Here is an 8,433-nt window from a genome sequence, read left to right on the forward strand (position 1 = left end):
ACTCAAGCCGAAAGTCGGGCTAACAATTTTACTAGACAACGATATTTTATATAAGAAAAGAGGGCTAGGTATGTTTGTTACTTCAAACGCGCGAGATATGATTTTATACAAACGTAAAAGCGAAAAATTATCTTCCCTTGTCAAAGGTATTGTAGACGAAGCTGAACGTTTAGAAGTGCCTTTTGATGAATTAGTCGACATGTTAAAGCGCGAGAAATTGAAAGCTGAACGGGGGATGAATAATGATTAAGTGTAATGAGTTAACGAAGCGCTATCAATCTAATTCTGCACTTGTAGATTTAAGTTGTACAATTCATGAAAATACCATTACAGGTGTTATTGGTCGAAATGGTGCAGGCAAAACAACCTTTATGAAATTAGTCGCGGGATATTTGAAAAAAACGAGCGGGGATCTATTGGTGATGGAAGAAAATCCTTTCACCAGTTTAAAAGTTTCAGCTAACTCAATCTTCATCGACGATCAAATGAGTTTGCCAACATCGTTGAATTTGGAAGAGTTGCTCGATTCATTTGCTTTGTTTTATCCAAATTGGAATGGAGCATTAGCTACAGAATTAATGACGTATTTTCACTTACCACAAAAAAACTATATTCAGAGTTTATCTAAAGGCATGCGTAGCACATTTCATGCCATTATTGGATTTGCAGCTAGATGTCCGTTGACCATATACGATGAACCAACAACCGGCATGGATGCAGCCGTTCGAAAAGACTTTTATCGGGCTTTATTAAAAGATTATTTAGCATTCCCAAGAACAATTTTAATATCAAGTCATCATTTAGAGGAAATTGAGGATTTACTTGAAAACGTCCTGATTATTCATGATCACCATGCCTTCTTGCATAAAACGATTTCCGAATTGAAAGAAAGTGTTCTTGGCGTAAGAGGAGATAAATTGGCAGTGGACGAATTTGTAGCGATGCACGATGTTTTATCGTATGACGAAAGCATTCCAGGCAGCATAGTCACAGCAGTTGTTAAAGTTAACAACTTTGTTCATCGAAAAAAGTATCCCGATGTCACGTTTTTAAATCTCACAGCGAATGAAGCATTCGTTTATTTAACTGATAGTCAAGAAGGAGGAATTGATCGTGTCTTTAACCGAAGTGAGCTTAATTGATAATGTAAAAAAGCAAATACGATATAAAATTAAGTCGTATACAGGCATTTTTCATGCGTTAGTCATCTTGCAAATTTTAGGACTATTCCTATCTACTATTGGGGAAGGTTCTATGTCAGAGCCAGGAACATATTTCTCCATATCGGTTGATTACTTTACAAGTGGTGTTGTGGTAGGAATGACGGCTTTTTGGTTATTTATAAATACTCTTTTAATAACAACAAAGGCATATCGAGAAGATGATTTTACATTTATAACTAGTCGTTTGAGTCGCCTATGGGCTAACATAGGATTTGTCTTTTTATTATCTGTAATAGGTGCTGTCAGCGCACACTTAGTCATTAATGTTTTGAAGGTATATTTAATCATTCAGAATGATGAATTGATCATGTCAAACAGCCTATCGTTGCTCTCGGTTATTACCGGTCTACTAGGGTTAATAGGCTATTTTATATTAGTCAGTGCGATTGCTTATACGATCGGCTCTATCATTCAGCGAAGTAAAGTGATTGCAATAGTAGCGAGTATCAGTTTAATCATCCTTGGAAACATTATGATTCGTTTTCAAGGACAAGAATTAATCGCTCAAGGCATATTTTTCTTTATAAGAGAACCTAACTTTGCATTATTTTGTATCAAAATTATAGTCACTAGTAGTCTGTTATTCTTAGTATCTTGGATGATGTCAAAAAATCAAGAGGTGCAAGCATGAGCGTTATAGTAGCGTTTGTACCATTGATGATAATGTTTGGTATTTTTATGATATTCATTTCAAATAAAAAATCAACAATCCCTAAAAAAACAAGGTTAACTTCAAAATTTACGACGCGACTTGTAATGGTGTACGTATTCTTTTTATTAGTTTCATCAGTTATTGCTGTCTTTATCTCGCCATCAAAAACGGCAAATGAAAGGGTGGAATTATCACAACTCAACGATGATATATATAGTAAACTCTCGATTGGCAATGAAGAAGATATCCCTGCCAGTCTCATTTTAAATGAGTGGACCAACGAAATAGACGGTGACATGTTCACACTTGAAACGCAAGATGACTATGATCTTCCTATTGTAATTATGATTGAACAAGTGGAATCCACCGAGAAGATAGTAGAAGCGACTTTGTATAAAGGAATTTATCTTGTTAATGAAATTGAAATCCCTGAATACTTAGAGAATATTGAAGTAGATTGGCAAGGAGATCAACTAATCGTGAATATGCCCAATCAAGATTCAGTTTCCATGTCCTTTTTCCGACACGACTTTACGTTTACACAATTCTCAGGCAATGCAAGTGTAGATGAATCCAAAAGTATGTCTGCTCAATTTCCTATCCTTTATATTAAAGTTCCGAAATCGCTAACTCTTAATGTCGATGAAGAAAGAGTAGAGATGGTTGTTAAAACTAACTGATATTAAGAAATGTTACAGGAATCCCTGTGAATTAAGGCATTGAACTACCTCAAAGTGTCTCATTACCAAGTTGAACTTGGTTAATGAGACATTTTTTGAATTTTTCATCAGTCAAGTCCATAATATTGTGTAAAATTTTATACAATGGTTTCTAGACGATATATTTCATTAAAAATAAATTTACGAATATAGAAAGACAGATGAATTGGTGTTTTTCCCTTTCATTTTTTGAGGAAACATCCATGGGTAAAGTACTCCAAATCACGTAAAGGTTGTCAAAGACTCTTTTCACTTTGACTACCTTTACGTGATTTGGGACTCTAAGATCATCCTTACGGATCATCTATTTAGGTATTTTCTCTTTTTGTAGACAGTGTCTTCGTAGTGCATTAAAACAGAACCTATTAACCTGAACGCAGACTGTGTATTTGGAAAAATTCGAATCACTCGTTCTCTTCTACGGACCTCTTGATGTAGGCGCTCAAGGGAATTTGTACTACGGATAAATATACGCATGTTTTCCGGGAGGTTGATGTATTGTATGGTATCTTCAAATCCGTCCTCCAGTATGGCGAGTGCTTTTTCATATTTAGAATCGTCCTCAAACTTACTCATTAGTTCATCTTTAAATCGGCGCATGTCTTCAATAGTAACAGCATCGAAAATCCGTTTAATCATCATACGTGCTACTTCAAAATCTTTTTTAGGTAGCTTATCGAAAATATTACGTTTAAAGTGAACATTACATCTTTGCCAACTAGTCCCTATAAATGAACGGGCAATTGCTTTTTGAAGTCCTGAATGTGCATCTGAAATAATAAGCTTAGGCGATTGAAGACCACGTGACTTTAGTTGTTCAAGAAAGCTATGCCAACTTTCATAGCTTTCCACATGATCAATTTTCAAGCCTAAAATTGTACGTCTATTGTCTTCTGTAATCGCTGTGGCAATATAAACTGCTTTGGAGATAACACGATGGTGTTCCCGCACTTTAATATACATAGCATCAACAAAAAGATAAGGGAAGTATGTTGTGTTTAATGGTCTTTGAGACCATTCATTAACAATAGGTCTAGTTTTTGTGTAAGAGAAGAAACAAAAGATTTCGATACACTTTCACCACAAAGCTGTTCCACAATGTTTGTGACTTTCCTTGTCGAAACCCCATTTACTACCATTTCCAACATCGAGATCACAAGGGCTTGATCGCAACGAGCATATTTTTCGAAAACTGATGGAGCAAAGTCACCTTCTCGGGTTCTAGGAACCCGTAATGTTATCTTGCCAATGCTCATCGTAAGTTCGCGTTCATAATAGCCATTACGATAATCACGACGTGTATCTGAGCGTTCGTAAGCAGCTGCTTGTAAATAATCATCACGTTCTTTTTCCATGTATTCATTTAACACGAGAACAATGGTTGATTTCACAACGGACTCGATATTAGAATGCATAACAGAATCTTTTAAAACATCCATATCTAGGGTAAACTTTAACTGGGTCAATATTAATTCCTCCTCATTGTTTATCGTCGTTGAAAACATTGTAACCAAGAGGGATTAATTTGACTCTTTTTCTTTTTACACAATTATAAGGACTTAATCTTTTCATCCGTACATAGAAGTGCTTATCGTTCAAACTGGGTGCTAATCAGTCAAACTGAGGCCTTTATCGGTCAAATAGAGTGTTCTATCAACCAAACTCGTCTCAATGCCAAGTTTACTTGGTGAAACACATAGCTAAAAACAGCGGTCCCAACAGAAAAGAACCATTTCGCACATAGCGAAATGGTTCCCATTCAGGATTTTGAAAATGATTTTGTTTGCGCTACGCTGCTGTTTGAAAGAAGATCGTTAAAGACTGTTTTATTAACTAGTCAATTGGTTAACCCTTTAAATCTTGCCTTCATTCATGGGGAATTTATCGTTCAAAATGAGGCCCATATAATTATTTTTACAAAAAACACAATTTTTTCGCAGGGTTTTTTCAGTTTCTAACCAATCAATACTTTCCCATATCCACTGTACTCGATTCTTCTTCATCCTTCATAAGAGAAGGTACGTCAGTTTGTAGGATGTTTGCTAATGCTTTCAAGCTAGCAATTGTCATGTTTTGATTCCCAGTTTCGATGCGTGATATCTTTGCTTGGTTTTCATACGTGATGCTATGTCATGTTGAGTTAACCCTAGTCTTTTTCTTCTTCGAATAATATTTCTAGCTATTGTAAATTCTAATTCGCTATTATCCCATTCTTTTTTGAATGCAGGATCTTCAAGGCTTTTTTTTAGGTATTCATCGAAGAAACTCAATTATCATCACTCCTTTGCTGTTGCAAATAATCAAATCTATATCTTTTCGCTTTGGCTATTTCCCCTGGCGGAGTTGTTTGTGATTTCTTTTTGAATCCATGCAATAAAACAATCTATTTGGTCCTTAATTCATAAATGCCATTTCCTAAATGGCTCTTGTGGGGGCCTGGCAACATCATACCGAATTTTTCAAGTAATTGAATGGAGCGTAAAACTTTCGCTTTTCTTTCAGGGGAAGCGAAACTAAAAATTCTATAACGGGAGTAACTTCATCTTCTGTTATGTAAGTTGTTTATTTCCTAATTAGGTTTTTTCACACACTTATTATAGCATGTAAGTGATATTACAAATATATTCAACAGGTTTCGTAAAATATGAGTAAAAAAGCTTTTTAAATAGAAGAAATTACTAACGACTGTTTCATTAGTTAGTCGATTGGACAATGAGACAATTTTTGAGTTTTGCCTCGTTGTAAGTATATATAGCGGTTTATACAAATAAAGTCCTAAAATATAATGAGGGGCTTTATTTTCTTTTTAACAAAATATGAAAGTATATAGCTTCAGAGTGGCATGAATCCGGCGTTCATTGTGTTTTTAGTATATGGAGACTAACATGCCAAAACGGAATTTCTTCTGTGGACTCTCAATAATCCGATTAATGTGAAGGGTTGATTTCTCTTTTTATATTGTTATCACCGTTGTTTGTCGCTCGCGACGAGGAGGCTCACGGACCGCCCGCGGAAAGCGTCCGCCTGTGACGGAATTCACACAGGAAACCAAAGTCGATACTATATGGAATATCCTTCTAAACTGATACTTAAATTATTTGCTCTCTTAAAGAACCGGGCGCACTTGCCCGGTTTTTCTCACAAGATAAGAAAGTATATGACTATAAAGTGCCAAGAACCCCGTATTCATGGTTTTTTAGTATATGGAGACTTACATGATATAACAGAGTTTCTTTAATTGATTCTCGTTAACCCATTATTGTAAGTCGTGATTTGCTATTTTAAAAGCGCAAGTTTCCTTATGTATTTTCGATTTTTAAAAGGTGAATGATTGTAGTGGAAGGTGGCGACTCCAGCGGGAAAAGCGAGACAGACGAGACCCCGCAGGAGCTTGCGACGAGGAGGCTCGGTTGCTCGCCCGCGGAAAGCGCCCGCCTGCAACGGAAATCTAGTTTTAATTGAAGGTTTTCTTAAACTACAGGTTATAGTGCAGTAGGTGTGTACTTTCTTAAAGGACCGGGCATACTTTGCCCGGTATTTCTTATTTAATAGGTCACTGTTCATAACTTCCGCCTCCTTTTTATTCTTAAGTTTATGGCGTAGAATAAAATAACGGATGTAACATAGAAAAAAGTATAGGCATTAAATGATTACATAGCCATGTCGATATAAGTTGATCGATTAAAGAAATACAGTGATAGGATTATTAACAATTAACGAAGTATGAAAGGATGGGCACTTTGATGAATATCCTAATTCTCACAAAAGTTCCGCTTGAAGGCCAAGGATTAAAGTGGATCATCACTTCACAACTCCGGGATATCCATGTGGATGTAGTGGACGATGTGCAACAGTTCGAAATACATATTAAAGATCAAGCTAGTGATTATTTAATTGTTGATCTTGATTTATGGGGATCACAAGAACGTTCTTTTTTACCACAACAGGTCCAGTGGCTAGGTATTTCTTCTGAAAGGACGTTTCAGACAGCTTACCGAGCGTTGACACATAAAGCAGAAGATGTGTTATTCCGCCCTTTTCAACCGGAACATCTAGTTAAGCATGTGCAACAAGCACGTTTTCGTTTGCGAAATGAAAAGAAGGGTTCCCAACAACTTGATTCAGTACAGCAAACAATCCTTACATATGAAGATTTATTATTAGCTGAGACGTACCCTAGTTACCAATTGTTAATGAGCGCGATTGTACCCTCAGATAGAGAACAAGGATCACGGCTAGTGAGAGCATTAGAAGACTTTACATTTCCTACTAGTTTTAACGTATTCCCTTTCTCAGAGTTTGTACTAGTTGTCCACAGATTAGGGGAAACGGATGACTTGTTAGATGCATACCGAGCATTTTTCGCATTATGGAACCGTCAATCGGATACCTTGTTATCTATTTATTTGTACGAATCCACGGATCGAAAAAGTGCTCGAACGATGTATCAAAAAATGCGCCGTTTCCAAAAACGCATTTTTTATGACGGATACGACATTTTGTCTGTGGAATTGACTGACTTAATATGGCGAGAAATTGATCCGTTTTTGTCTCCACTCGAGCAGCGAACGTGGATTGAAATGTTAGAAAAGCAAGATGTGAAGGCGATTCGCAACTGGTTAGAACAGGACTTTCTCACGATTGAAAAACCATATCCAGATCCACAAATGGTGCGAATTCGATTAACAAGTGTTCTTGCACAAATGCGAAGATATATGATTGCAAAGTCATTTCAAAATGGACCAATCGAAAAACAATATCACCTTTTATTTCAAGATATAATCAGCGAGCCAGTGATGTACCACATTATTCAAATGTTAGGAGATTTCACTTCTAAATTAATGAAAGAGACAAGTTTTCATGTAGAGGGTATATCAAATTTTTCGGAAAAAATCCGAATGATGATGGAATCAAATTATTGGGATTCGACTTGGAACCTAGCGACTTGCGCAGAAACACTCAGAATGAATAAAAGTACGCTGAGTCGGAAGTATTCCCAAAGTTCTGGTAAGAAGTTTAGGGAAACACTACAAGAAATTCGTATTCGAGAAGCAAAACGTTTGTTAAAAGAAACACAAGCATCTTTTGAAGAGATATCTAGATTAACAGGCTACACGCATCAAACGTATTTTAATGCAAAATTCAAATCTGCTACAGGACAAACTCCATCCGACTACCGATTTAATTGAGAAAATATAATTGAAAAATGAATTTAACCAGAAAAATAATATGGTTATTTTGCATAAACTCCTATTAATTACACATACTAATTATTGCAATAACAGAATTGATTTTCAGTGGTTATATATGTGTAAATAGTAAAAAGAGGAGTTTAAAATACTTGCAAAATTTAAATACAATAGCACTTTTACTAATCATTATTGGTGGATTAAACTGGTTGTTAGTTGGTTTATTTCAATGGGATTTAGTAGGCGGACTTTTTGGTGGAATGGATAGCGCAATCGCTCGTATAGTTTATGTAATAGTAGGACTTGCAGCAATTTATTCTATTAGGTTGTTTAAAAAAGTAACATAAGTGTTAAAATTTCATAAGAAAAGCGCAAAGCGCACATCTAGCCCGACGCTACTAGAAGTGTAGAAGTCCACTCAAGCTTGACTCCGACGGTGGAAAGGCCGAATCGAAGACCTGTTTACGAATGAGGTCTTGAAGCGGTGGTGCGAGGCTTTAGCTAAATTTTATGCTCTCAGATCTGTTTAAAAAGGCCAACAAAATTGGAAGGCACTGAAAAACTTAGGTTTTTAATTTCTATCGGTTTTTTAAACAAAAACAGGCCACTTCTTGTTCGATTTTGAACAAGAAGTGGCCTGTTTCTTTGAT

Annotated in this window: 6 protein-coding genes and 3 pseudogenes; 6 read left to right on the forward strand and 3 right to left on the reverse strand. The window is 36.1% G+C overall.

The genetic code is table 11. The features are described from left to right. From B371_RS21170 to B371_RS0103370, 4 genes and pseudogenes are all read left to right on the forward strand, one after another. Positions 1-250: pseudogene (locus B371_RS21170) on the forward strand (GntR family transcriptional regulator); the annotation flags it as partial. Next, the gene (locus B371_RS0103360) at positions 243-1,142 is read left to right on the forward strand and encodes an ATP-binding cassette domain-containing protein (protein ID WP_019412902.1); all 900 of its coding nucleotides are present in this window, start codon (positions 243-245) and stop codon (positions 1,140-1,142) included. The pseudogene B371_RS21170 and the gene B371_RS0103360, both read left to right, overlap by 8 nt. Continuing rightward, the gene (locus B371_RS0103365; protein ID WP_019412903.1) at positions 1,114-1,854 is read left to right on the forward strand and encodes a hypothetical protein; all 741 of its coding nucleotides are present in this window, start codon (positions 1,114-1,116) and stop codon (positions 1,852-1,854) included. The genes B371_RS0103360 and B371_RS0103365 overlap by 29 nt, the downstream gene beginning before the upstream one ends. Beyond that, complete coding sequence (locus B371_RS0103370) at positions 1,851-2,555, forward strand: hypothetical protein (protein ID WP_019412904.1); 705 nt, start codon at positions 1,851-1,853, stop codon at positions 2,553-2,555. The genes B371_RS0103365 and B371_RS0103370 overlap by 4 nt, the downstream gene beginning before the upstream one ends. 339 nt (positions 2,556-2,894) lie before the next feature. Here the strand turns inward: B371_RS0103370 and B371_RS21175 are convergent. From B371_RS21175 to B371_RS24395, 3 genes and pseudogenes are all read right to left on the reverse strand, one after another. After that, a pseudogene (locus tag B371_RS21175) lies at positions 2,895-4,060 on the reverse strand (IS256 family transposase). A 600-nt stretch (positions 4,061-4,660) separates the two neighbouring features. Continuing rightward, positions 4,661-4,864 carry a hypothetical protein gene (locus B371_RS21180; RefSeq protein ID WP_040681144.1) on the reverse strand — a complete coding sequence of 68 codons (204 nt, stop codon included), beginning with the start codon at positions 4,862-4,864 and terminating at the stop codon, positions 4,661-4,663. Then, a pseudogene (locus tag B371_RS24395) lies at positions 4,861-5,115 on the reverse strand (type II toxin-antitoxin system RelE/ParE family toxin). Before B371_RS24395 ends, B371_RS21180 begins: the two are co-directional and overlap by 4 nt. 1,222 nt (positions 5,116-6,337) lie before the next feature. Here B371_RS24395 and B371_RS0103395 point away from each other — a divergent pair. Both B371_RS0103395 and B371_RS0103400 read left to right on the forward strand, forming a co-directional pair. Then, entirely contained in the window at positions 6,338-7,783 is a 1,446-nt protein-coding gene (locus B371_RS0103395; protein ID WP_019412908.1) for a helix-turn-helix transcriptional regulator, read from the forward strand. Between the two features lie 152 nt (positions 7,784-7,935). Continuing rightward, complete coding sequence (locus B371_RS0103400; protein WP_019412909.1) at positions 7,936-8,130, forward strand: DUF378 domain-containing protein; 195 nt, start codon at positions 7,936-7,938, stop codon at positions 8,128-8,130. Positions 8,131-8,433: the final 303 nt, after the last annotated feature.

The sequence above is a fragment of the Paenisporosarcina sp. TG20 genome (genome assembly GCF_000286315.1).
In the GTDB taxonomy this organism is placed as follows: Bacteria; Bacillota; Bacilli; order Bacillales_A; family Planococcaceae; genus Paenisporosarcina.

Coding starts and splice junctions, on each gene's coding strand:
- B371_RS0103360 (WP_019412902.1), top strand. CDS start 243: ATGATTAAGTGTAATGAGTTAACGAAGCGCTATCAATCTAATTCTGCA.
- B371_RS0103370 (WP_019412904.1), top strand. CDS start 1,851: ATGAGCGTTATAGTAGCGTTTGTACCATTGATGATAATGTTTGGTATT.
- B371_RS0103395 (WP_019412908.1), top strand. CDS start 6,338: ATGAATATCCTAATTCTCACAAAAGTTCCGCTTGAAGGCCAAGGATTA.